22 protein-coding genes are annotated in these 23,955 nt (G+C 67.7%); 13 read left to right on the forward strand and 9 right to left on the reverse strand.

Translation table 11 applies throughout. The features are described from left to right. Nucleotides 1-3: 3 nt before the first annotated feature. A complete protein-coding gene (locus ACX12D_RS03465; RefSeq protein WP_459372936.1) occupies nt 4-1,479 on the reverse strand; it encodes an MdtA/MuxA family multidrug efflux RND transporter periplasmic adaptor subunit in 1,476 nt (491 codons plus the stop codon). Nucleotides 1,480-1,809: 330 nt separating this feature from the next. Here ACX12D_RS03465 and ACX12D_RS03470 point away from each other — a divergent pair, with 330 nt between their 5' ends. Further along, complete coding sequence (locus ACX12D_RS03470; protein ID WP_459372937.1) at nt 1,810-2,541, forward strand: response regulator; 732 nt, start codon at nt 1,810-1,812, stop codon at nt 2,539-2,541. After that, complete coding sequence (locus ACX12D_RS03475; protein WP_459372938.1) at nt 2,538-3,815, forward strand: ATP-binding protein; 1,278 nt, start codon at nt 2,538-2,540, stop codon at nt 3,813-3,815. Before ACX12D_RS03470 ends, ACX12D_RS03475 begins: the two co-directional genes overlap by 4 nt. Before the next feature lie 35 nt (nt 3,816-3,850). On the opposite strand, the gene ACX12D_RS03480 is transcribed toward ACX12D_RS03475, so the two are convergent. Next, nucleotides 3,851-4,021, reverse strand: a complete 171-nt coding sequence (locus tag ACX12D_RS03480; protein WP_459372939.1) for a hypothetical protein — start codon at nt 4,019-4,021, stop codon at nt 3,851-3,853. On the opposite strand from ACX12D_RS03480, the gene ACX12D_RS03485 reads away from it, so the two are divergent. Beyond that, nucleotides 4,020-4,313 carry a GYD domain-containing protein gene (locus ACX12D_RS03485; RefSeq protein WP_459372940.1) on the forward strand — a complete coding sequence of 98 codons (294 nt, stop codon included), beginning with the start codon at nt 4,020-4,022 and terminating at the stop codon, nt 4,311-4,313. The two genes, ACX12D_RS03480 and ACX12D_RS03485, sit on opposite strands and share 2 nt — an antisense overlap. 66 nt (nt 4,314-4,379) lie before the next feature. On the opposite strand, the gene plsY is transcribed toward ACX12D_RS03485, so the two are convergent. The 4 genes from plsY to ACX12D_RS03505 form a co-directional block, all read right to left on the reverse strand. Continuing rightward, complete coding sequence (gene plsY / locus ACX12D_RS03490; protein WP_459372941.1) at nt 4,380-4,997, reverse strand: glycerol-3-phosphate 1-O-acyltransferase PlsY; 618 nt, start codon at nt 4,995-4,997, stop codon at nt 4,380-4,382. A gap of 1,098 nt (nt 4,998-6,095) precedes the next feature. Further along, nucleotides 6,096-6,587, reverse strand: a complete 492-nt coding sequence (locus ACX12D_RS03495; RefSeq protein ID WP_441639574.1) for an aminoacyl-tRNA deacylase — start codon at nt 6,585-6,587, stop codon at nt 6,096-6,098. 35 nt (nt 6,588-6,622) lie between these two features. Further along, the gene (gene xerD / locus ACX12D_RS03500; protein WP_459372942.1) at nt 6,623-7,660 is read right to left on the reverse strand and encodes a site-specific tyrosine recombinase XerD; all 1,038 of its coding nucleotides are present in this window, start codon (nt 7,658-7,660) and stop codon (nt 6,623-6,625) included. Next, on the reverse strand, nt 7,657-8,136 hold the full coding sequence (locus ACX12D_RS03505; RefSeq protein ID WP_174425989.1) for a methylated-DNA--[protein]-cysteine S-methyltransferase: 480 nt from the start codon (nt 8,134-8,136) through the stop codon (nt 7,657-7,659). The genes xerD and ACX12D_RS03505 overlap by 4 nt, the downstream gene beginning before the upstream one ends. A gap of 249 nt (nt 8,137-8,385) precedes the next feature. On the opposite strand from ACX12D_RS03505, the gene ACX12D_RS03510 reads away from it, so the two are divergent. The 7 genes from ACX12D_RS03510 to ACX12D_RS03540 all read left to right on the forward strand — a co-directional run bounded on the left by ACX12D_RS03510 (nt 8,386) and on the right by ACX12D_RS03540 (nt 17,751). Continuing rightward, nucleotides 8,386-9,645 carry an ROK family transcriptional regulator gene (locus tag ACX12D_RS03510; protein ID WP_441639577.1) on the forward strand — a complete coding sequence of 420 codons (1,260 nt, stop codon included), beginning with the start codon at nt 8,386-8,388 and terminating at the stop codon, nt 9,643-9,645. Further along, nucleotides 9,632-11,299, forward strand: coding sequence for a sugar ABC transporter ATP-binding protein (locus ACX12D_RS03515; protein WP_459372943.1), 1,668 nt, complete (start codon nt 9,632-9,634; stop codon nt 11,297-11,299). Before ACX12D_RS03510 ends, ACX12D_RS03515 begins: the two co-directional genes overlap by 14 nt. 91 nt (nt 11,300-11,390) lie before the next feature. Next, complete coding sequence (locus ACX12D_RS03520) at nt 11,391-12,404, forward strand: ABC transporter permease subunit (RefSeq protein ID WP_459372944.1); 1,014 nt, start codon at nt 11,391-11,393, stop codon at nt 12,402-12,404. A gap of 39 nt (nt 12,405-12,443) precedes the next feature. Beyond that, complete coding sequence (locus ACX12D_RS03525; protein WP_459372945.1) at nt 12,444-13,421, forward strand: ABC transporter substrate-binding protein; 978 nt, start codon at nt 12,444-12,446, stop codon at nt 13,419-13,421. A 99-nt stretch (nt 13,422-13,520) separates the two neighbouring features. Continuing rightward, nucleotides 13,521-15,011 carry a glucose-6-phosphate dehydrogenase gene (zwf, locus tag ACX12D_RS03530; RefSeq protein ID WP_459372946.1) on the forward strand — a complete coding sequence of 497 codons (1,491 nt, stop codon included), beginning with the start codon at nt 13,521-13,523 and terminating at the stop codon, nt 15,009-15,011. Between the two features lie 125 nt (nt 15,012-15,136). Next, the gene (gene pgi, locus ACX12D_RS03535) at nt 15,137-16,777 is read left to right on the forward strand and encodes a glucose-6-phosphate isomerase (protein WP_459372947.1); all 1,641 of its coding nucleotides are present in this window, start codon (nt 15,137-15,139) and stop codon (nt 16,775-16,777) included. A 44-nt stretch (nt 16,778-16,821) separates the two neighbouring features. Continuing rightward, a complete protein-coding gene (locus ACX12D_RS03540) occupies nt 16,822-17,751 on the forward strand; it encodes a carbohydrate kinase family protein (RefSeq protein ID WP_459372949.1) in 930 nt (309 codons plus the stop codon). Nucleotides 17,752-17,891: 140 nt separating this feature from the next. On the opposite strand, the gene ACX12D_RS03545 is transcribed toward ACX12D_RS03540, so the two are convergent. Together ACX12D_RS03545 and ACX12D_RS03550 are read right to left on the reverse strand one after the other, a co-directional pair. Further along, entirely contained in the window at nt 17,892-18,860 is a 969-nt protein-coding gene (locus ACX12D_RS03545) for a tripartite tricarboxylate transporter substrate binding protein BugE (RefSeq protein WP_253930730.1), read from the reverse strand. Nucleotides 18,861-18,997: 137 nt separating this feature from the next. Beyond that, a complete protein-coding gene (locus ACX12D_RS03550) occupies nt 18,998-19,624 on the reverse strand; it encodes a chalcone isomerase family protein (RefSeq protein WP_459372950.1) in 627 nt (208 codons plus the stop codon). Between the two features lie 121 nt (nt 19,625-19,745). Between ACX12D_RS03550 and ACX12D_RS03555 the strand changes: the two genes are divergently transcribed. Next, nucleotides 19,746-20,639 (forward strand): AEC family transporter, encoded by an 894-nt coding sequence (locus tag ACX12D_RS03555; RefSeq protein ID WP_459372951.1) that lies wholly within the window; start codon nt 19,746-19,748, stop codon nt 20,637-20,639. Nucleotides 20,640-20,655: 16 nt separating this feature from the next. On the opposite strand, the gene queG is transcribed toward ACX12D_RS03555, so the two are convergent. After that, on the reverse strand, nt 20,656-21,876 hold the full coding sequence (gene queG, locus ACX12D_RS03560) for a tRNA epoxyqueuosine(34) reductase QueG (RefSeq protein ID WP_459372952.1): 1,221 nt from the start codon (nt 21,874-21,876) through the stop codon (nt 20,656-20,658). Nucleotides 21,877-21,892: 16 nt separating this feature from the next. Here queG and tsaE point away from each other — a divergent pair, with 16 nt between their 5' ends. Both tsaE and ACX12D_RS03570 read left to right on the forward strand, forming a co-directional pair. Beyond that, nucleotides 21,893-22,405: a tRNA (adenosine(37)-N6)-threonylcarbamoyltransferase complex ATPase subunit type 1 TsaE gene (tsaE, locus tag ACX12D_RS03565; protein WP_441639587.1), complete on the forward strand. Its 513-nt coding sequence runs from the start codon at nt 21,893-21,895 to the stop codon at nt 22,403-22,405. Further along, nucleotides 22,399-23,895 carry an N-acetylmuramoyl-L-alanine amidase gene (locus tag ACX12D_RS03570; protein ID WP_459372953.1) on the forward strand — a complete coding sequence of 499 codons (1,497 nt, stop codon included), beginning with the start codon at nt 22,399-22,401 and terminating at the stop codon, nt 23,893-23,895. The genes tsaE and ACX12D_RS03570 overlap by 7 nt, the downstream gene beginning before the upstream one ends. Nucleotides 23,896-23,955 lie beyond the last annotated feature (60 nt).

Raw genomic sequence — 23,955 nt, forward strand, 5'->3', positions numbered from 1 at the left:
TCCTTACTGCGGCCGCTGGGGCGCCGCGCCCGCCGGGGCGCCAGCGCTGCCGCCGCCATCCGTTGCTGCCGCGCTCGCGCCGTCGCGGTGACGCCGCCCTTCACCGTGCACACCCGAGGCGCCCGGTACGCCCGGTACGCCCGAGGCGCCGGCCGCGCCGCTGGCGCCACCATCGCGGCGCCGTCCGCGCCCGCGCGGCGCGCTGGCCGGTACCAGCGCGGCGGCGCGCGCCGCCGGGTCCACGGTTTCCACCGTCATGCCTTCCTTGAGCCGGTCGGCGCCGTCGATCACCACGCGCTGGCCGGGCTGCAGGCCCTTGGTCACCACGGTGCGCTCGCCGTCGCTCGGGCCGAGCGCGACGACCTGGACCTTGACCTTGCTGCCGTCGTCGACCACATAGACAAAAGTGCCTTGCTGGCCGCGCTGGATCGCCGCCACCGGTACCACGGTGGCGTCCTCGATCGTGTCCACCTTGGTGCGCATGTTGACGAACTGGTTCGGGAACAGCAGCCCGTCCTGGTTCTGGAAGATCGCCTTGAGCTTGACCGTGCCGGTGGTGGTGTCGATCTGGTTGTCGGTGGTCAGCAGCGTGCCATCGGCCAGGCGGTTGCGGGCCTGGCGGTCCCAGGCCTGGACGGGAATGGTCTCGCCCGCGTGCAGCCGCTTGAGCACCGACGGCAGGTTGTCTTCAGGGATGGTGTAGAGCACCGCGATCGGCTGGATCTGGGTGATCAGGGCGATACCGCTGGTGTCGCTGGTGCTGATGATATTGCCCGGGTCGACCTGGCGCAGGCCGATGCGGCCGGAGGCCGGCGCCATGATGCGGGTGTAGCCCAGTTGCAGGCGGGCGCTGTCCACGTTGGCCTGGTCGGTCTTGACCACGCCTTCATACTGGCGCACCAGCGCGTCCTGGGTGTCTACCTGCTGGCTGGAGATGGAGTCCTGGCCGAGCAGCGTGCGGTAGCGCTTCTGGTCCAGGCGGGCGTTTTCCAGCAAGGCGCGGTCGCGCGCCAGCGTGCCCACGGCCTGGTCCAGCGTGGCCTGGAACGGGCGTGGGTCGATCTCGGCAAGCACGTCGCCGGCCTTGACCATCTGGCCCTCCTTGAACAGGACCTTGAGCAGAGGACCCGACACCTGGGCCCGCACGGTCACATTGGCCACTGGCGTGACATTGCCCAGGCCGTTGAGGATGACGTCCATATTACGCTTGGCCACGGTGCTGACCACCACCGGCGAGCGCTGGCCGCCGGGACCCCCAGGGCCGCCGGGTCCACCGGGTCCACCGGGGCCACCACGGCTGCCGTTAGTGCCGCCGGGCGCGCCCGCGGCGCCGGCGGCGGGCGTACGATGCTTGTACCAATACCAGCCACCGCCGGCCAGCAGCAGGATCAGCGCGGCGGCGATCAGTTTGCGGCGGCGCGAGGCAGCCTTGGGCGGCGGTGGCAGCTTAGCCGGTTGATGTTCTTCGGGGTTGGCCATGACCGGATCCTGGGAGCGACGCGTCAACAAACACGCGTTTGAACGATTTTCGGGGTTTGAGAGGCAGAAGTATGCCGCAACGCCGTCGGCAGGTGCCGCTCGCTGCACGCGGCTTCATGCGCGATGACGCGCTGGCCGGGCGGCGTCGGGCGGGGCCGTCCTGACCGGCGACCGCCGGCAACGGCAACATAAGCGAAGCATAATGCGCCTTGGCGGCACCCATGTTTCAGCGCGGGCGGCCAATCTTACAGATCATTACCAGCAGCCCGGGTGTAATGCCTTGAAACAATTCGCCCGGATTGCCGCGCCCAGCCTAGCTATCATCTGCCTATGCGAGCCAATCAGCCTACCCAAATCCTCGTCGTGGACGACGATCCCGAACTCCGCGACCTGCTGCGCGAATACCTCACCCAGCAGGGCTTTGCCGTGTCCGTGCTGCACGATGGCGAAGGCTTGCAGGGACGCCTGGAGCGCGAGCGCCCCGCCCTGATCGTGCTCGACCTGATGATGCCCAAGGTGGATGGGCTGACCGCATTGCGCAACCTGCGTGCCAAGAACGACGACATTCCCGTGATCCTGCTGACCGCGCGCAGCGACGAGATCGACCGCATCGTGGGGCTGGAGATCGGCGCGGATGATTATCTCGGCAAGCCATTCTCGCCGCGCGAGCTGCTGGCGCGGATCAATGCCGTGCTGCGCCGCAAGCTGGCCCGCCCCGCGGCCGCGCCGGAAGACCGCGAGGGCATGGCCTTCGGGCCGTTCCGCGTCAACTTCCGCCAGCGCTCGCTGGTGCGCAGCGGCGACCCGGTGGCGATCAGCGATACCGAGTTCGCGCTGCTCAAGCTGCTGTTGATGCACCCGCTTGAGGTGCTGTCGCGCGAGCGCATCGTGGAGCTGATGTACGGCACCGCGAGCGGCATCAGCGACCGCGGCATCGATGTCCAGATCTGGCGCCTGCGCCGCTTGCTCGACGAAGACGCCCAGCGTCCCCGCTACATCCAGACGGTACGGGGGCGCGGTTATACCTTCGTGCCCGACGAAGCCGAAGACATCGCCCAATGAAGCTGCGCATCGATACGCTGTTCGGACGCATCGCGCTGCTGATCGCAGCGGTGCTGGTGCTGAGCCATTTCTCCTGGCTTGCGATCCTGCGCATGGATCGCCGCCAGCAGCAGGTGGATTACTCCGTCGAGCAGATGATGTTCCAGTTCGACAGCATCCAGCGCGCGCTTGCCGCCCAGCCGCCCATCAAGCTGCCAAGCCTGGTGGAAGTGGCCAGCGAGGCCAGCGCGGCCGAGCACACCGTGGCGGCCAAGGGCCGGGCGCGACGGCTGGTCGAACAGTTCTCTCAGCGCATGCCGCCTGGGACCCAGGTACGGCTCGAGGAAGACCAGACCACGCGCATCTGGGTCAAGCTGCCACACCGGCAGGACTGGATCGCCATGCCTGCGCTATGGGTGGTCAACCCGCCGCCCGACAACCGCCTGCTGCCTGGCGTGATCCTGGTGGTCGGCGTCGCCATGGCGGTGGCCTTGCTGATTGCCTGGCAGATCCAGCGCCCGGTGCGCGACATGGCCGCCGCGGCCGAGCAGCTGTCGCGCCAGCACACCGTCAAGCCGCTGCGTGAGCGCGGCCCGCACGAGCTGCGCCAGCTGATCGTGCGCTTCAACCGCATGATGGCTGACCTGACCCGCATCGACCAGGAGCGCAACACGATGCTTGCGGGCATCGCCCACGATCTCAAGACGCCGCTGGCGCGGTTGCGGTTGCGCGCCGAGATGCTGGCCGACCCGAAGGCCGCGGCCGGTGTCACGCGCGATGTCGAGTCCATGTCCGCCATCGTCGAGCAGTTCCTGACCTTTGCCCAAAGCGGCGAACCCGCGGCGCGGCCGGTGCCGGTCGATCGCCGCATCGGCGAGCTGGCCGCCTCGCTGGCCGAGCAGGACAAGTCGGTGGAGGTCTCGCTGATGGCAGGCGAGGGCTTCCGCATGATCGCCACCCAGCTCGACCGTATCGTCGGCAACCTGGTCGACAACGCCTATGCCTACGGGGCAGCGCCGGTGCTGCTCAGCACCTCGCGCCAGGCCGATGGCTGGCACATGGTGGTGGAGGACCATGGCGAAGGCATTCCGCCAGATGCCATGGAAAAGGTCACCCTGCCGTTCGTGCGGCTGGACCCGGCGCGCGGCGGCAACGCGCACTCGGGCCTGGGCCTGGCCATCGTCGACCGGCTGGTGCGCCAGGCGGGCGGCCGCCTGGCGCTGGCAAACCGGGACGAGGGCGGCCTGCGGGTGGAAATGGTGTTTCCATTCGCGGCGCTGGCACAAGCGGCCTGAGCGCCGCCCGCCGGACGGCGGCGTCCCGGCTCGTATCAGATCTGGAACACAATCAGGTGGTTTTCCCCTGCGCGGGGGCTGCCTGCTGACGCCATGCCCACGCCGGCCATATGCTGGCTTGCGTGGTACGCAGCTTGCTGCGAGTAGTTGCTCTGTGCGCTTTGGCACCGCGTAGTGCCAATCCAGTTGATCAGGAGATGCATCATGGCAACTTTCGTCACGCTTCTAAACTTCACCGACCAGGGAATCCGTACCGTCAAGGACACAACCAAGCGCGCCGCGGCTGTTCGCGAAATGGCGAAGGCAAGCGGCATCGAAATGAAAGATATCTTCTGGACGCTCGGTCAATATGACCTGGTAGCGACCTTTACCGCGCCTGACGATGCCACCATGACCGCATTCGGCCTGGCCCTGGGCATGGCGGGCAACGTCCGCAGCCAGACGCTGCGTGCCTTCTCCGCTGACGAGATGAGCAGCATCCTCAGCAAGCTGCCGTAGCCACTTGCCAGCCGGCATGAAAAAGCCCGCATCACTGTGCGGGCTTTTTACTGTCTGACTCAGCGTTCAGGCGCCGGGCGCCTTTTTCTTCTCGCCGATGCGGCTTTCCTTGCCGGCCAGCAGCTTTTCGATGTTGGCGCGATGCCGCACCACCAGCAGCACGCTGATCGCGAATACCGCGCCGGCGATCACGTCCACCCCCGACATCAGGACGTAGAAGAAGGGCGCAAAGATCGCCGACACCAGCGCCGCCAGCGACGAGTAGCGGAAGAAGAAGGCCACGATCAGCCAGGTCGCCATCGTGCCCGCGCCCAGCAGCGGGTCGATGGCAAACAGGATGCCCGCCGCGGTGGCCACGCCCTTGCCGCCCGCAAAGCGGAAGAACACTGGGAACAGGTGGCCCAGGAACACCGCTGCCGCCACCAGCGCGATGCCCGTGTCGTCGACGCCGTACGCAGGGCCGAAGCGCTGCGCCAGCCAGACCGCCAGCCAGCCCTTCAAGGCATCGCCGATCAACGTCAGGATGGCGGCCTTCTTGTTGCCGCTGCGCAGCACGTTGGTAGCGCCGGGGTTGCCGGAGCCATAAGTGTGCGGATCGGGCAGGCGCATGGCCTTGCTGACCACGACGGCAAAGGAAATGGAGCCGATCAGGTAGGCGGCTAGTGCGAAGATCAGATTGGCCATGTGGGGATTGGGGGTTTGAGGCTGGCGGGATTGTAGCGTGGAAGGGGGGTAGGGGGGATGGGGGGTTTTGGGGGTGGTCGTGATTTTGTCGGCGGCGTTGGCTTTTGGACCCAAGGGCCATACGACGTCCCCCTGCCGGGTTGGTCGCTGTTTCTTTGATCGGCGTTGGTTTTTGGACCCAAGAGCCATACGACATCCCCCTGCGGGGGCTGCCGGTCACTCTTCTTTGCGTCGGCAAAGAAGACTAACGAGAAGAAAGCCGACCCTGCCGGGCGCAGAGCAATAAGGCTTTCAAGTGTCGGTGATTTCGTCGTACGGCCCGGAGTGTTGGCTAGCGAATCCTACCGGCCCGAAGGACATTGCTTCTGCATGACCTATGGGTTACGTGGTGCAGCCCCTGACCTCGTGTGCGGTGACCATTCCCACATCTGCCGTTCGCGGGGCGAGGGGCTGCGCCGTTTCGGGTGTGGCTGGTTTCGTGGTTTTGTCTCGGAGGACGAGCGCCGTGAGGTGCGAGCGCGGCCCTCGCGGACGGGCCACGGTGCCCACCACGAAACCGGAGGGGGCGATAGCAAGGCGCCGCCCGCGCCGGTACGGCAGGGCATCAATTGGCCGGGCGACCACCGTCAGAGACAAAACCACGAAACCAGCAAGTTAGGCAAGATCGTGGCCCTGCGCACTGCGAACGGCAGATGCCCGAACGCTCACCGAGCAAAGCGATCAGGGGCACCACCACGTGACCATTGGGTCATGCAATTGCGATGCCCTTCAAGCAGGTATGGCAAAGGCCAGCCAACACTCCGGGCCATACGACGCAACCACCGAGGCCCAGATAGCCTGATTGCTCTGCGCCCGGCAGGGTCGGCTTTCTTCTCGTTAGTCTTCTTTGCCGACGCAAAGAAGAGTGACCGGCAGCCCCCGCAGGGGGATGTCGTATGGCTTTTGGGTCCAAAAACCATCGCCGCCTAAAGAAACAGCGACCAACCCCGCAGGGCAACGCCGTATAGCCCTTGGGTTCAAAAACCAACACCGCTCAAAGAAACAGCAACCACCAACAGCGACCACCAACAACGCCCCCCTTACCCCCCTTATCCCCCCTCATTCCCTCAACGCACACTCCACCACCTCCGCCCCCACCAACGTCTTCAAAACCTGCGGATCAATACTAACCAGATACCCCCTGCGGCCCCCATTGATATAGATCCGCTCCAGCGCCAACACACCAGCCTCAACAAAAACCGGCATCCGCTTGCGCGTCCCGAACGGCGACGTTCCCCCCACCAAATATCCACTGTGCCGCTGCGCCACCTCCGGCTTGCACGGCTGCACGCTCTTGTGCCCGGTTTGCCGCGCCAGGTTCTTGGTAGACACCGAACAGTCTCCATGCATCAGCACAATCAGCGGCTGCGCACGCTCGTCTTCCATGACCAGGGTCTTGATGACCGCGTGCTCCTCCACGCCAAGCTGGCGCGCGGATTCCCCCGTGCCGCCATGCTCGACGTAGGCATAGGCATGCTCGCCAAAGGCGACCCCATGCTGCTTGAGGAACTGGGTGGCGGGGGTTTCTGAAACGTGTTTGGTCTTGCTCATGATGGATGACGGATCGCAATGACCGCGCGGGCAACCTAGCCGCGCGGATGGTGGTGCTGGTGCAGCTCGCGCAGGCGCTCGCGCGCCACGTGCGTGTAGATCTGCGTGGTGGAAATATCGGCGTGCCCCAGCAGCAACTGCACCACGCGCAGGTCCGCGCCGTGGTTGAGCAGATGGGTGGCAAAGGCATGCCGCAAGGTGTGTGGTGACAGCGGCGCGTAGATCTCGGCTTCGCGCGCGTGGCGCTTGATCAGGTGCCAGAAGGCCTGGCGCGTCATGCCGTCGCCGCGCTGGGTGACGAACAGCGCTTCGCAGGCACGCTCGCCCAATAGCGCAGGTCGGCCTTCGGCCAGGTAGCGGCGCAGCCAGTCGCCGGCCTCGGTGCCAAACGGCACCAGGCGCTCCTTGTTGCCCTTGCCGCCCACCACGCGCGCCACGCCCTCGTTCAGGCTGATCTCGATGGTCTTCATCTGCGTCAGCTCGGACACACGCAGGCCGCTGGCATACATCAGTTCCAGCATGGTGCGGTCGCGCAGGCCAAGCGGCGTGGCGGTGTCGGGTGTCTCCAGCAGCGCCTCGACCTGGGCTTCGGTCAGCGTCTTGGGAAAGCGCGGGGGTTGCTTGGCCGGGCGCAGCAGCAGGCAGGGATCGGCCGTGATCATGTGCTCGCGCAGCGCCCACTGGAAGAAGCGCTTGAACACCGTCAGACGCCGGTTGGCGGACGAGGCGCGGGTTTCCAGGTGGCGCGAGGCGAAGTAGCCGTTGAGGGCGCTGTCGTCCACCGCCAGCAGCGCGCAGGTGCCCGAGGCATGCAGCCAGCGCGACAGCAGCGCCAGGTCGCGCCGGTAGGCGTCGATGGTGTTCTGCGCGAGGCCGTCTTCGAGCCACAGGGCGTCGCAGAAGCGGTCGACCAGGGCCAGGTCGGCGAGCAGGGCGGGGCTGTCGTCGGTGTCGACGGCGTCGATGGCGGCTTTGCCGCTTTCGATGCCGTCTTCGATGTCGTCTTCGATGCCGTCGATATGGCCGCTGTCGTCGCTGTCGTCCTCGCCGTCAATCTGCGCAATGTCGTTCATGCCAGCATCACCCCTTCATGGCGCAGCAGCCAGCGTTTGATGTCAAGGAAGAAGCCGTCGCCGTCATGGTTGGCAAAGCCGCCGATGCCGCTGGCGCCAACCACGCGATGGCAGGGAATCACCAGCGGGAAGAAATTTGCCCCGCACGCCTGCCCGACCGCGCGCGGCGCGCTGGCGATCTGCCGCGCCACCGCGCCATAGGTAGTGACCTTGCCACGCGGCACGTTCGAGATCGCTTGCCAGACCCGGCGCTGGAACGCGCTGCCGACCGGCGCCAGCGGAATATCGAAGCGTGCATCCGGATCGGCGTAGTAGGCCTCCAGCTGCCGCGCCAGGCGCTGCGTGACCGCGTTGGCCGGCTCGACGAGCCGCATGCTCGCGGGCAGGTAGACGATCTCGCGGACGAATTCGCCGTCGGTGCGCACGCCGATCTTGCCGAAAGGGGCTGGGAGGATGGCGTCGAAGATGGAGTCCATGGCAGGGGTGGGAAGCGCGATCCTGGATTTTAGAGCATGGCGGCGGCGCCGGGATGCGCGGTGGCGTGCGGGGCGCACCGCGGAGGGCCATGCAACCAGTTTGACTGGGGTTTCCCCTTCCTTGAGTTCTGGCCTGGCTTATTATTTAATTCAAACTGAATTAATTAATGCCGCAGCCAGATGCAACGCCGCCGCCAACCAGCGCGTAACGTGATGCAGGCGGCACTCATAACAGGTTTCGGAGACGACATGAACAGTGCCAAGGCCGGCCGCGGCGTGAATTCCGCCAGTTTGCGGCTGTACAACGAGCGCGCGCTGCTGCTGGCGCTGCGGCATGCCGGGGAGGCGTCCAAGGCGGACCTCGCCCGCATCGCGCAGCTCACCAACACGGCGGTGGGCAGCATCGTGCAGACGCTCACCGAGGATGGCCTGATCCATGTGGCCGGCCGCCGCCAGGATGGGCAGCGCGGCCAGCCGGCCAGCCTGATCCGCCTGCAGCCCAAGGGCGCGTTCGGCATCGGGGTCCGGCTGGACCGCGGCAGCATCGAGTGCGTGATGGTGGACTTTGGTGGCGAGATCCTCGCTGGCCGCGCCCACCAGATGGTCCTGCCTCACCCGGAGCAAGCGCTGGCGCTGGTGCGCGACGACGTGGCCGAACTGCGTGCGCTGCTCACGCCGGACGAGCGCAAGCGCCTGCTTGGCATCGGCGTGGCCCAGCCCTATAACCTCGGTGCCTGGCTGCGCGAGCTGGACCTGCAGGACGAGGCGTCGCAGGCCACCTTCCGCGCCTGGGATGCCGTGGACTTCGCCGCAGCGCTGTCGGACGCCACCGGCCTGCCGGTGTTCGGCGAGAACGACGGCACTGCCGCCGCGGTGGCCGAGCTGTTCTACGGCAGCCACCATGCGCAGAGTTTCCTCTATGTCTTCGTCGGCCCGGCGATCGGCGGCGGCGTGGCGCTCAACGGCGACTGCGTGCGCGGCGTGTCGGGCAATGCCGGCGACATCGGCATGATGCCGGTGCAGCCCAGCAGCCTGGCCTCCGCGCCGCGCACCGGCAAGCGGCGCGACATCCTGCTGGCGCGCGCCTCGCTCAATGCGCTGACGCGCCACCTGCGCCACCACGGCGTGGCCATCGACGGCCACGCCGACCTGGAAGCGCAGGTGCGCGGCCAGCACCCGGCGGTGGCGGAGTGGCTGGACGACTGCATCGATGCGCTGGCGCCTGCCATGCAATCCGCGCTGGCGGTGCTCGACGTGCCGCTGATCATCCTTGACGCCGATATCGACGGCGGCCTGGTGCAGGCGCTGATCGAGCGCCTGCAAGGCGAGCTGGACGACGGCGCGCCCGAGGCACGGCGAGCGCCACGCGTGGTGCGTGGCTGCTTTGGTGCCAACGCCGGCGCGGTCGGTGCCGCGTCGCTGCCGATGTTCATGAATTTCTCGCCGCGGGCCGACATGCTCAAAGGCGCATCCGCCATGATTCCGGAGGCCAACCATGCCATCGTCTGATCTGTCCGTTTCGGCTGTTTCGCCTGTTTCGGCTGCTTCATCCGATACGTCCACCAAGGCGCCGCTGCTGGCGCTGCGCAATATCTGCAAGACCTTCCCCGGCGTGCGCGCGCTGCGCAATGTCGAGCTCACGGCCTACGCCGGCGAGGTCCACGCCCTGATGGGCGAGAACGGCGCCGGCAAGTCGACGCTGATGAAGATCCTGTCCGGCGCCTACACCGCGGACCCCGGCGGCGAATGCCATATCGACGGGCAACGGGTGCAGATCGATGGGCCGCAATCCGCGCGCGACCTTGGCGTGGCGGTGATCTACCAGGAGCTCAGCCTGGCGCCTAACCTCAGCGTGGCCGAGAACATCTACCTGGGCCGCGCCCTGCAGCGGCGCGGGCTGGTGGCGCGCGGCGACATGGTGCGCGCCTGCGCGCCCACGCTGGCCAGGCTCGGCGCGGATTTCTCGCCCGCGGCGAACGTGGCGAGCCTGTCGATCGCGCAGCGCCAACTGGTGGAAATCGCGCGGGCCGTGCACTTCGAGGCGCGCATCCTGGTGATGGACGAGCCCACCACGCCGCTGTCCACGCACGAGACGGATCGCCTGTTCGCGCTGATCCGCCAGTTGCGCGGCGAAGGCATGGCGATTCTCTATATCAGCCACCGCATGGCCGAGATCGACGAGCTGGCCGATCGCGTGACCGTGTTGCGAGACGGCTGCTTCGTCGGCACGCTGGACCGCGCGCACCTGTCGCAGGCGGCGCTGGTCAAGATGATGGTGGGGCGCGACCTGTCGGGCTTCTACACCAAGACGCACGGCCAGCCGGTCGCGCGTGAGGTGATGCTGTCCGTGCGCGACGTGGCCGATGGCAGGCGCGTCAAGGGCTGCAGCTTCGACCTGCGCGCCGGCGAGGTGCTGGGGCTGGCTGGCCTGGTCGGCGCGGGCCGCACGGAACTGGCGCGGCTGGTGTTCGGCGCCGACGTGCGCACGCGCGGCGAGGTCCGGATTGCCAGCCCGGCCAGCCCCGGCGGGCTGGTCACGCTGCCGGCCGGCGGCCCGCGCCAGGCCATCGATGCCGGCATTGCCTACCTGACCGAGGACCGCAAGCTGCAGGGCCTGTTCCTGGACCAGAGCGTGCACGAGAACATCAACCTGATCGTGGCCGCGCGCGACGCACTCGGCCTCGGCCGCCTGAACCGGCCGGCCGCGCGCCGCCGCACGACCGAGGCCATCGACACGCTGGGCATCCGTGTGGCGCATGCGCAGGTCAACGTGGGCGCGCTGTCCGGCGGCAACCAGCAGAAGGTGATGCTGTCGCGGCTGCTGGAGATCCAGCCGCGCGTGCTGATCCTGGATGAGCCCACGCGTGGCGTGGACATTGGCGCCAAGTCGGAGATCTACCGGCTGATCAACGCGCTGGCCCAGAGCGGCGTGGCGATCCTGATGATCTCCAGCGAGCTGCCCGAAGTGGTGGGCCTGTGCGACCGCGTGCTGGTCATGCGCGAGGGCGCGCTGGCCGGCGAGGTGCGCCCCGCCAGCAGCGCGGCCGAAACCCAGGAACGCATCATCGCGCTGGCCACCGGCGCGGCCGCGCAGCCGGCGCCCGCATGGGCGGACGTGCCGCTCGCTGCCGCTGGCAGCGCAACCGGCATCACGCTGCATTGAGGCAGGGCGCAGCCTGTGCGCCGCCCACAAGAGACAGAACCATCGACGCCGGCGCAGCAACGCTGCGCAGCCGCCGGCGCAGGAGACAACCATGCATGAATCCATCACACGTCCCGCCGCTTCCGCTGGCGCTTCATTGCCCGCGGCCACCCTCGGCCGCCTCACCACCCAGGAGCGCCTGCGCGCGCTTGGCATGCTGCCCGTGCTGGTGCTGCTGTGCATCGGCTTCTCGGTGCTGACCGAGAACTTCGCGGGCTGGCAGAACCTGTCGATCATCGCGCAGCAAGCCTCGATCAATATGGTGCTGGCCGCAGGCATGACCTTCGTGATCCTGACCGGCGGCATCGATTTGTCGGTGGGCTCTATCCTGTCGATCTCGGCGGTGGTGGCGATGCTGGTGTCGCTGATGCCGCAGCTCGGCATGCTGAGCGTGCCGGCCGCGCTCTTGTGCGGCCTGCTGTTTGGCATCGTCAACGGCGCGTTGGTCGCTTTCATGAAACTGCCGCCGTTCATTGTCACACTGGGCACGCTGACGGCGGTGCGCGGGCTGGCGCGGCTGGTCGGCAACGACAGCACGATCTACAACCCGGATATCGGCTTTGCCTTTATCGGCAACGGCGAAGTGCTGGGCGTGCCCTGGCTGGTGATCATCGCCTTCGCCGTGGTGGCGGTGTCGTGGTTCGTGCTGCGCCGTACCGTGCTGGGACTGCAGATCTACGCGGTGGGTGGCAATGCGGAAGCGGCGCGGCTGTCCGGCATCAAGGTGTGGGTCGTGCTGCTGTTTGTCTATGCAGTCTCGGGTTTGCTGTCCGGCCTCGGCGGCGTGATGTCCGCCTCGCGGCTGTATGCCGCCAACGGGCTGCAACTGGGTCAGTCGTATGAGCTCGACGCGATCGCGGCGGTCATCCTTGGCGGCACCAGCTTCGTCGGTGGCACGGGCTCGATCGTCGGGACGCTGGTGGGGGCGCTGATCATCGCGGTGCTGTCCAACGGGCTGGTGCTGCTGGGGGTGTCCGATATCTGGCAGTACATCATCAAGGGCCTGGTGATCATCGGCGCGGTGGCGCTCGACCGCTACCGCCGCAAGGGCTCGGCACGCACCTGATGCGCTTGCGCTGAACACACCGGCTACTGGAGACACGACATGTCCAAGCATTACCTGGCGGCACTCGCGCTGGCGGCAACGAGCGTACTGTGCACCGGCGCGGCGGCACAGGGCGCGCCGGACCCGGCGCCGGCGCCCGCAGCCGCGCAAAAGCAACTGAAGAAAGTCGGCGTTACCCTCGGCTCGCTTGGCAACCCGTATTTCGTCGCGCTGGCGCACGGCGCCGAAGCCGCGGCCAAAAAGATCAACCCGGACGTCAAGGTCACGGTGCTGTCCGCCGACTACGACCTCAACAAGCAGTTCTCGCATATCGACAGTTTCATCGTGTCGAAGGTGGACCTGATCCTGATCAACGCGGCCGATGCGCGCGCCATCGAGCCCGCGGTGAAGAAGGCCCGCAAGGCCGGCATCGTGGTGGTGGCGGTGGACGTGGCGGCGGCGGGTGCCGACGCCACGGTGCAGACCGACAACACCCAGGCCGGCGAGCTTGCCTGCGGCTTCCTCGCCGAGCGGCTGGGCGGGCGCGGTAACCTCATCATCCAGAATGGCCCGCCGGTGTCTGCCGTGCTGGATCGCGTGAAGGGCTGCAAGACGGTGCTGGGCCAGCACCCCGGCATCCACGTGCTCTCCGATGACCAGGACGGCAAGGGCTCGCGCGAGGGCGGCCTCAACGTCATGCAGCTTTACCTGACCCGCTTCCCCAAGATCGATGCGGTTTTCACCATCAACGACCCGCAGGCTGTCGGCGCCGACCTGGCCGCGCGTCAGCTGAACCGCCGTGGCATCCTGATCGCGTCCGTCGACGGCGCGCCCGATATCGAGGCAGCGCTCAAGGCCAACACGCTGGTGCAGGCCTCGGCCAGCCAGGACCCGTGGGCCATCGCCCGCACCGCGGTGGAGATCGGCGTGGGGCTGATGCATGGCCAGGCGCCCGCAAACCGCACCGTGTTGCTGCCGCCCACATTGGTGACGCGAGCGAATGTGAACGCGTACAAGGGCTGGGCCGCGCCGCGCTAGCTGGGCAGCGCTCCGCGCTCAACCGACAACCGCATCCCCCATAACCGATCAACCGATCAACCAACCCACCGATCAACCGATCAACCGACTGGTGAAACCATGCCAAACAATGCTGTAGGCGCAGTCCCCGAATTCGACTTCGTGCTGTTCGGCGGCACCGGCGACCTGGCCACGCGCAAGCTGCTGCCGGCGCTGTTCGACGCGCATTGCGTGGGCTCGTTGCACGCGCGCGGGCGTATCCTCGCACTCGGCAGCCAGCCGCTCGGCCAGGATGCCTACCTGGCCATGCTGGAGTCCAAGGTGCGTCCGGCGCTGCCCGCTGCCGCCGCGGCCGAAGTCTGGCAGGCCTTTGTCGCGCGCATCCTCTACCTGCAGGTGGACGCCAACGTGCCGGAGGGCTTCGATGCACTCGCCGAACTGGTGCGCGCTCGCGCCGCGCCGGTGGTGGTGTTCTACCTGGCCACCGGCCCGCAGCTGTTCGTGCCGATCTGCGAGCAACTGGCCCGCACCGGCCTTAACCACGCAGGCGTGCGCATCGTGCTGGAAAAGCCGCTGGGCCACGACCTGGCGTCCTCCGATGCGATCAACTCCGCGGTGGCGCAACACTTTGCCGAAGACCAGATCTACCGCATCGACCATTACCTGGGCAAGGAGTCGGTGCAGAACCTGATGGCAATGCGCTTTGGCAACGTACTGTTCGAACCGCTGTGGCGGCGCGAATGGGTGCGCGATGTGCAGATCACCATCGCCGAGGAAATCGGCGTGGAAAAGCGCGGCGCGTTCTACGATGGCATCGGCGCGCTGCGCGACATGGTGCAGAACCACCTGCTGCAACTGTTGTGCATGGTGGCGATGGAGCCGCCGGCCAGCTTGTCGGAGGACGCGATCCGCGACGAGAAGCTGAAGATCCTCAAGGCGCTCAAGCCCATCGAGTTGAACGAGGTCGCCGAGAAGGTGGTGCGCGGGCAATATTGCCGTGGCGCGGCGGCCGGCGACGCCGTGCCGGGCTATGTGAACGAGCCCGCTGTCGCGCCCGGCAGCCAGACCGAGACCTTCGTCGCCATCAAGGCGGAGATCGCCAACTGGCGCTGGGCCGGCGTGCCGTTCTACCTGCGTACCGGCAAGCGCATGCAGTCGCGCCTGGCCGAGATCGTGATCCAGTTCCGCGACGTGCCGTACTCGCTGTTCCCGCGTCCGCTGGACCACGAGCCTGGCAACCGGCTGGTGATCACGCTGCAGCCGGAGGAAAGCATCCGCCTGCATTTCCTGGTCAAGCATCCCGGCGACACGCAGGCGCTGCAGCCTGCCACGCTGGACCTGCAACGCATGCTGCCGCGCGGGCAGGGCAATCGCCACGAGCGCAAGACCGGCGCTTACGAGCGGCTGCTGCTCGACGTGATCCGCGGGCGGCTCGGGCTGTTCGTGCGGCGCGACGAGCAGGCGCAGGCCTGGCGCTGGGTCGCGCCGATCCAGCAGGCCTGGGCGCAGAGCAATCTCGCGCCCAAGCTCTACACCGCCGGCACCTGGGGGCCGGCGGCGTCGAGCGCGCTGCCCTCGCGCGATGGCGCGGTGTGGCACGAGGAGCTGTGAGGCGCTGTGAGACGCGTTGTGAAGCCAGTCTGAAGCATGCCGCCGCGCCGGCGGTTGCCGGCGCGGCGGCGAGTACAGGAGTTGATTCGATGTTCCCGATGCCCCCGATGTCCCCGATGTCCCCGATGTCAGAAAGGTCTCGTTCCCTGCCGACCTGGCAGCGGCTGCAAGCGCATGCGCACACCATCCGCCATGCCCACCTGCGCGACTGGTTCGACGGCCAGCAGGGCGAAGCCCGTGGCGCCGGCTTCGTGGCCGAGGCGGCTGGCCTGACGCTGGACTACGCCAAGAACCGCGTCACCGACACCACCATGGCGCTGCTCTTCGCGCTGGCCGACGAGGCCGGCGTGAGTGCGCGGCGCGATGCCATGTACCGCGGCGAAGCAGTCAACACCACCGAGCGCCGCGCCGCGCTGCATATGGCGCTGCGCGCGTGGCCGGAGGACGGCTTTCACGCGCAGGGCGTGGCGGTGGCCGGCGACGTGGCTGCGGTGCTCTCTCAGATGGAGCGCTTTGCCGACGCGGTGCGCGGCGGCACGTGGCGCGGCTGGAATGGCCGCCGGATCACCGACGTCATCAATATCGGCATCGGCGGCTCGGACCTCGGCCCGCGCATGGTTTGCCGCGCGCTCGCGCACCTGGACACCGAAGGGCCGCGCCTGCATTTCGTCGCCAACGTGGATGGCAGCGATCTTGCCGCGGTGCTCGCGCGGCTGGACGCCGCCAGCACGCTGGTGGTGGTTTGCTCCAAGACCTTCAGCACGCTGGAAACCATGGCCAACGCGCACACCGCGCGCACCTGGTTCCTGCGCCATGGCGTGCCGCAGGCACAGTTGGCCAGCCACTTCGTCGCGGTCTCCACCAACCGGCAAGCGGTGGCTGCGTTCGGCATCGACCCCGCCAATATGTTCCCGTTCTGGGACTGGGTGGGCGGGCGCTTTTCGCTGTGGTCCGCGGTGGGGTTGTCGATTGCGCTGGCCGTTGGCTTTGCGCGCTTTCGCCAGTTGCTCGATGGCGCCCGCGCCATGGACCGGCATTTCGCCGAGGCCGACGCGCCGCAGAACATGCCGATGATCCTCGGCCTGCTCGATGTCTGGTATCGCAGCTTCCTGGGCACCGGCAGCCGCTGCGTGGCGCCGTATTGCGAGCCGCTCGAATTGCTGCCGGCCTTCTTGCAGCAACTCGAGATGGAGAGCAACGGCAAGTCCGTGCAGCTCGACGGCGCGGCCGCCGCGCAAGGCACCGCGCCGGTGGTGTGGGGCACCACGGGCACCAACGGACAACACGCCTACTTCCAGATGGTGCACCAGGGCTCGCACTGGATGCCGGTGGATTTCATCGCCGCGCTGGAGCCGGTGCACCCGATGCCGGGCCACCACGGCAAGCTGCTCGCCAACTGTTTTGCCCAGGGCGAGGCCTTGCTGCGCGGCCGCACCGCCGAGGAGGTCAGGGCGCTGGGCGTGCAGGACGAGGCGCTGGTGCCGCACATGGTGTTCGAAGGCAACCGCCCCAGCAACACGCTGCTGCTGCAGCGGCTCGATCCGTATCACCTGGGCGCATTGATCGCGCTCTCGGAGCACCGCACTTTCGTGCAGGGCGTGCTGTGGAATATCAACTCGTTCGACCAGTGGGGCGTGGAGCTCGGCAAGCAGCTTGCCGCGCCGATCGCCAGCGAGCTCGACGGCGGGCCGGCCCGCCCGCATGATGCTTCCACCGCCGGCCTGATCCGGCGCGCATTGGCTGCTGCATCGGCCTGGCAAGGCTGACGCGCGGCAGTGCGCGCATGCGGAAAACCGAGAAAGAGGATGCAATGACAACGACATCATGGCCAGCCTACGTCGTCTTCGGCGAGGCATTGACCGATATGGTCCACCAGGGCGGGCAGGACTGGCTCGGCCTGCCCGGCGGCTCGTGCTGGAACGTGGCCCGCGTGGGCGCGCGGCTGGGCGTGCCTACCGCCTTCGCCGGCGCGATCAGCGCCGACACGCTGGGCGACCAGCTTGCCGAGGCCAGTGCCGAAGCTGGCCTGGACCTGCGCTTCCTGCAGCGCGTGGAGCGCTCGCCGTTGCTGGCGTTTGTCGGCGCGCAGCACCCGCCGCAGTATTTCTTCGTCGGCGACGACAGCGCCGATCTCTACTTCGATCCCGAGCGCTTGCCGCCGGGCTGGCGCCAGGCCGCGCGCACCGTGCACTTCGGCTCGCTCAGCCTCGCGCGCCAGCCGCTCGCCGCGCGCCTGTGCACGGAAGCCACGCAGGCCAGGGCCGCGGGCAAGCGCATCGCCTTCGATCCCAACTTCCGCACGCCCATGCGCGCGCCGGAGTATCAGGCCGTCTTTGCGCATATGGCTGGCCTGGCGGACTACATCAAGGTATCGGACGAAGACCTGCGCGGCCTGTACCCCGCGCTGGACGAACACACCGCGCTCGCCGCGCTCCGGGCACTGGCTCCGCAGGCGCGCGTGCTGCTGACGCGCGGCGCGGATGGCATGACGCTGCTGCACGGGGATGGCGCTTGCGAGCAGCCGGTCTTCGCCGTCGATGTGGTGGATACCGTTGGCTGCGGCGACGCTGCGATGGGCGGATGGATGGCGGGATTGCTGCTGGACCCCGAGGCGACGCTGGCGCGGCAGGCGCGATGGGCTGCCGCTACCGCGGCGGTGGCGGCCACGCGTGCCGGAGCGTATTCGCCGACCGTGGCCGAGGTGAACGTGCTACTGGGCGAGGCGGCGGTTCTGGCCTGACAAAGCCGGATCTGCGTTGCCGTGCTCCCCTCTCCCCGGCCCTCTCCCCCTGAGGGGAGAGGGAGAGACAGCCGTCGTCATGGCGCGCGGCGTTGGCCTGTTCGACGGCTTCGGCTAGTGCTGCGGGCTTGCCGCCAACATCATTGCTCCAGCTTGATGTTCTGCACCTTCACCAGCGTCTTCATCTTCTCGAACTCCTTCTTGATCTCCGCCGCATGCTCCGCCGGGGTGTTGCCCGAAGGTTCCGCGCCGGCAGTACGCAGGCGCTGCTGGAAGTCCTTGTCCTGCAGTGCCTTGACCGCGGCTTCGTTCAGCTTCTTGATGACTTCGTCAGGCGTGCCGGCCGGGGCCACCAGGCCGTACCAGGCCGGGTCGTTCGGCTCCTTCAGGCCGAGCTCGCCGAAGGTCGGCACGTTCGGCAGGGAGTCGATGCGCTTGTTCCAGGCCACCACGATCGGGCGCAGCTTGCCGGCCTTGATGTAGGGCATCGAGGAGGGCAGGTTGTCGACCATGATCGGCACCTGGCCGGCCAGCACGTCGTTCAGCGCCGGGCCCGCGCCGCGGTAGGGGATATGGACCATGAAAGTCTTGGTCGAGACCTTGAACTGCTCGCCCAGCATGTGGCCGAAGGCGCAGGTGCCGGAGGTCGCGTACGAGTACTTGCCCGGATTGGCCTTGAGCACAGCCAGGAACTCCTTGTAGTCCTTGGCCGGGAAGTTCGGGTTGACCGCGATGACGTTGGCCACGTTGGCCAGGTTGGTGACGGGCTTGAAGTCCTTGATCGGGTCGTACGACAGCTTGGGGTTGCAGGCCGGGTTGACCGCCATGGTGGAGACCGTGGAGATGCCGATGGTGTAGCCGTCGGGCGCGGCCTTGGCGATGGCGTCGGCGCCGATCGAGCCGCCCCCGCCGGCGCGGTTTTCCACTACCACGGGCTGGCCCAGGATACGGCTCATCTGGTCGGCCGCGCCGCGGCCCACGATGTCCGTCGTGCCGCCGGGCGCAAACGGGATGATCAGCCGGATCGGCTTGGTCGGGAAGCTTTGCGCCTGCGCCACGGAGGCCGCTGCTGCCAGGCCAAGGGCCAGGGCGATTTTGCTGGTTTGCATGAGATCGTGTCTCCCGTCAAAGGACCGGGCGGGGATATCCGCCCAAGGTAAAGAACGCCGGCGACGCTGCCGCGGTGGCGGGGCTTTGAAGCCGGCGGCGTGAGTTCTGGCGGGCGGGCCTGGAGGCCGCCCGGGGGCTAACCGCCCAGGAGCCCGCGCTTGAGATCCCGGTCGACCGGATGGTCGCCAAGAAAGATGCGCAGCACGGCCTGGTAGAAATCTTCGCCCGGGATCGGCTTGCCGCGCGGCGTGCCGTTGATGGCGACCACGGTGCCGCCATCGGGCGAAAAATCAAAATTGATCACATCGCCCTTGCGGGCGGTGCCCATCTGCTCCATGGTCTGGCGCAGCTGGAGCAGGCGCTCGGACAGCCTCTGGAACTGGATCTCGCTGTGGTTTTCGCGGATCCCTTCGTTCAGGGCCTTGATAAAGGCATCGGATGGCACCTCGCGCAGCGGCCGGATCTGCAGGCGCTTGGGGCCGTGGGCGCCCAGCACCACGGTCGCGTTGCGCGCCTTCTCCGGCAGGTAAAGGGCGGCCACATAGCCCTTGATGATGAACATCGAGCGCAGGCCGGTGCCGTTGAGCTGCAGTTCCTTGCCGCCGACCCGGGTGGCGTCGTCGATCCGCATGCCCTCGATTTCATTGGCGCGCGCGGGCTCCGGCGCCATAGCCAGGGCGGCGCCCACGCAGAGGGTGAGCGCCAGCAGGCTTGCGCGGCGGACGAGCGGTTCGCACGCGAACAGGGTACGACGGGAAAACATAAAGGCTGGACGGTACGACGGAACGTGCCATAGTCCGCGATTTCTGAAACAATACCAATTGGTATCTGCCCTAGGCTGCACTTGGCGTGCGCGGCGGCCATCACAATAACTAAAACCACCGATGTCTTCTGCTCTCCTGTTGGTGCCGGATTTCAGCCTGATCCTGATCGGCTGGCTGCTGGTGCGCTATTCCCCGTTCGACCGCGCATTCTGGGCTGGGGTGGAGCGCCTGGTGTATTTCGTGCTCTTCCCCGCGCTGCTGTTGCAGTCCACCAACAGCGCCAGGTTCGATTTTTCCTCCACATCGGCCATGCTCGGCCTGGCGCTGTTGACCACCGCCTTTGGCATGGTTGGCGGCTACGCCGTCAAATGGGCAATGCGGCTGGCGCCGCTCGATTTCGCTTCCGGCCTGCAGACCGCATTCCGCTTCAATTCCTATATCGGGCTGGCGTTGGCCGCGCGCCTGGGCGGTAGCGAGGGCCTGGCCATGATGGCGGTGATCGTCGGCTGCACGGTGCCGCTGTGCAATGTGGCCGCGGTATGGGCGCTGGCCCGTCACGGCGAGACCCGCCTTTGGCGCGAGCTGGCACGCAACCCGCTGATCCTGGCCACCGCGGGAGGCTTGCTGACCAACCTGGCGGGCCTGCACCCGCCGGAGGTGGTGGGCATGACGCTGGCCCGGCTGGGCTCCGCGTCCACCGCGCTGGGGCTGATGACGGTCGGCGCGGGCCTGCAGATGAGCGGGGTGACGGGGGCGATCGGGCCGGTGGCGTGGTGGAGCGGCGTCAAGCTGGTGGCCATGCCCTGCTTTGCCTGGGCGGTGGGGCGCCTGCTGCCGCTGACCGAGCTGCAGTCGCAGATCGCGGTGCTGTTCGCCTCGCTGCCGACCGCGTCGAGCGCCTACATCCTGGCCGTGCGCATGGGCGGCAACGGCCCGATGGTAGCGGCGACGATCTCGGTCATGACCGTGGCGGCCATCGTCACCACACCGTTCTGGCTGTCTCTCGTCAGTTAGCCCGTCAGTTAGCTCGTCAGTTAGCGGGCGCTTGGGCCAGCGCCCAGTCGATATGCTCGCGCACCAGCGGGCTGGCCTCGGCCTGGCGCGCGACGAGCGCCGCGCGGATGCGCGCGCACAGCGCCGTGTCGCCGCTGGCGAAGGCCGCGCGCAGGCTGTTGCCCAGCCCCACCGCCAGGTTGCGCAGCCAGCGTTCATGGCCGATGCGGCGGATCGGGCTGCCTTCCAGCCGCTGGTTGAATTCCGCCTCCGTCCACCCGAACAGCTCGGCCATGTCGGGCGCGTCGAAGCCATTGCGCACGTCGAAGTCCGGCAGCGTGGCGCGGTGGGCGAACTTGTTCCACGGGCAAGCCAGCTGGCAGTCGTCGCAGCCATACACGCGGTTGCCCATCGGCGCGCGCAGTGCCTCGGGGATGGCGCCCTTGTGCTCGATGGTCAGGTAGGAGATGCAGCGGCGCGCGTCGATCCGGTAGGGCTCCAGGATGGCCTGGGTCGGGCAGATATCGATGCAGCGGCGGCAATGGCCGCAGTGGCCAGATTCCGGCGCGTCGGCGGGGAAGGGCACATCGACCAGGATTTCGCCAAGGAAGAACATCGAGCCGCCATCGCGGTCGAGCAGCAGCGTGTGCTTGCCGCGCCAGCCCAGCCCGCCCTGGGCGGCCAGCGCCACCTCCATCACCGGCGCCGAGTCGGTGAAGACGCGATAGCCGAACGGGCCGATGGCGGCTTCTATGCGGCTGGCGAGCTGCTGCAGCCGGTTGCGCAGCACTTTGTGATAATCGCGGCCCCGCGCGTAAAGCGAGACCACGGCGGTGGCGGGGTCGTCGAGCCGGGCAAGTTCATGGGCGCGCCAGTCGTGCGGGCTCGCGGCGGGCAGGTACGGCATGCGTGCCACGATGGCGCGCACCGTGCCGGGCACGAGTTCGGCGGGACGGGCGCGCCGCAAGCCGTGGTTCGCCATATAATCCATGTCGCCGTGGTAGCCCTGCGCCAGCCACGCCAACAATCCTGCTTCAGCCCGGCTCAGATCCACGTCGGCAATGCTGATCGCATCGAAGCCGAGCTCCGTGCCCCAGGCCCGGATCGAGCCCACCAGCGCCTCCAGCCCGGCGGCGTCCGTGCCTGCATGCACAACGGACGAAGCCAGGGGCGGCGCAAGGCCAGGCGCTGCCCCGTGGGCGGCGCTGCTGGCAGGAGGGGGCGAGGCGGTTGGCGCCTGGGCTGCTCGGTCGATCATTCCCGAATTGTACGCAATGCCCCTGCTCCAAGAACGCACACTCAATCTGCCCGACGAAGCGGCCACCGCCCGGCTGGGCGCGGCGCTGGCCGAGGCCGTGCGCAAGCTGCCGCCCCAGACCGTGCACCTGCAGCTCTCGGGTGACCTTGGCGCCGGCAAGACCACGCTGTCGCGCGCCATCCTGCGTGCGCTAGGCCACGCGGGCAAGGTGCGCAGCCCCACCTACACATTGTGCGAGCCGTATTCGGTCACGCGCGCCGATGGCTCGCCGCTGACCGCCTACCACTTTGACCTGTACCGCTTCGCCGATCCGGAGGAGTGGGCCGATGCCGGTTTTCGTGATTGTTTTGCCGAACCGGCCGTGAGCCTGGTGGAGTGGCCGGAGAAAGCCGGGCGTTTGCTTGGGGAACCGGACCTTCACTTGTTGCTCCAATCGGACATCAGCGATGCCGACGACGCGGCCGAACGCCGTATCGTCACGCTTCGTGCCTATACTCAGACTGGACTTATCCTGCTTTGCGCATGCTGATCAAGCGACTCGCCACCGACCGACCCGACGATATCCAGCTGGCCCGCCGCAAATGGCTGGCGCAGTGCCTCAAGGCCGGCGCCGGCAGCGTGGTGCTCACGCTGGCCGGGCCGCAGATCGCCTTTGGCGCCGGCATCGTCGCGGTGCGGGTCTGGCCCGCCGAGGAATACACCCGCGTCACCATCGAATCCGATGAGCCGCTAGCCGCCGTCCACCAGATGATCCACGGCCCCGACCGGCTGGTGGTGGACATCGATGGCCTCGATCTCTCGCCCACCCTGCGCGAGCTGGTGGCCAAGATCACCTCCAACGATCCCTATATCCAGACCGTGCGCGTGGGCCAGAACCGGCCGCGCGTGGTGCGGCTGGTGTTCGACCTGAAGGAAAACGTCTCGCCGCAGGTGTTCACGCTGGCGCCGATCGGCAGCTACCGCAACCGCCTGGTGTTTGACCTGTACCCCGTCAACCCGCCGGATCCGTTGTGGACGCTGGTGCGCGACACCGAGGACAAGCAGCGCAGGTTTGCCGCCACGCAGCCCCCGGCCGGCGCGGACGGCGTGTCCGGCGCGCCTGCCTCCGGCGAGGAAGACGCCATTGGCGCACTGGTGCGCAAGTTCGAGGACAAGGGCGCCAACCCGGTGCCAGCCCTGCCGCCGATGGCAGCCGTCAAGCCCAGGCCGCCCGCGCCATCCTCACCATCGGCACCGCCGCTGGCACAGAACAACCCGCCTGCGGCCCTGCCTGCCAACAACCCACCGGCGGACCGTTCCTTCAAGATGCGCCGCCTGCTGACCGTCGCGATCGATCCCGGCCATGGCGGCGAGGATCCCGGCGCCACCGGCGCGTCCGGCTCGCGCGAGAAAGACGTGGTGCTGCAGATCGCGCAGCGGCTGCGCGCCAAGATCGATTCCCAGCCCAATATGCGCGCCATGATGACGCGCGACGCGGACTTCTTCGTGCCGCTCAACGTACGCGTGCAGAAGGCGCGCCGGGTGCAGGCCGACCTGTTCGTGTCCATCCATGCCGATGCCTTCCTCTCGCCGGAAGCCAAGGGCGCCTCGGTGTTCGCCTTGTCGGAGCGCGGCGCGTCCAGCACCGCGGCGCGCTGGATGGCCAACAAGGAGAACGCCTCCGACCTGATCGGCGGCGCCAACATGGGCAACAAGGATGCCCAGGTGGCGCGGGTGCTGCTGGACTTGTCCACTACCGCGCAGATCAACGACAGCTTGCAGGTGGGCAAGGCCGTGCTGGCGGAGATCGGCGGCGTCAACCGGCTGCACAAGGGCAGCGTGGAGCAGGCGGGCTTTGCCGTGCTGAAGGCGCCGGACATCCCGTCGATCCTGGTCGAGACCGCTTTCATCAGCAATCCCGAGGAAGAGCGCAAGCTCAACGACGAGAGCCACCAGGAGCAACTGGCCAACGCCATCCTGCGTGGCATCAAGAACTACTTCGCGCGCAATCCGCCGCTGGCGAAGAATCCGTCGGTGTAAGAGACGGCGCCTGAAAACAAAACGGCCGGCAACATCGTTGCCGGCCGTTTGCCATGCAGC

It is taken from the genome of Cupriavidus sp. PET2-C1 (genome assembly GCF_054515855.1).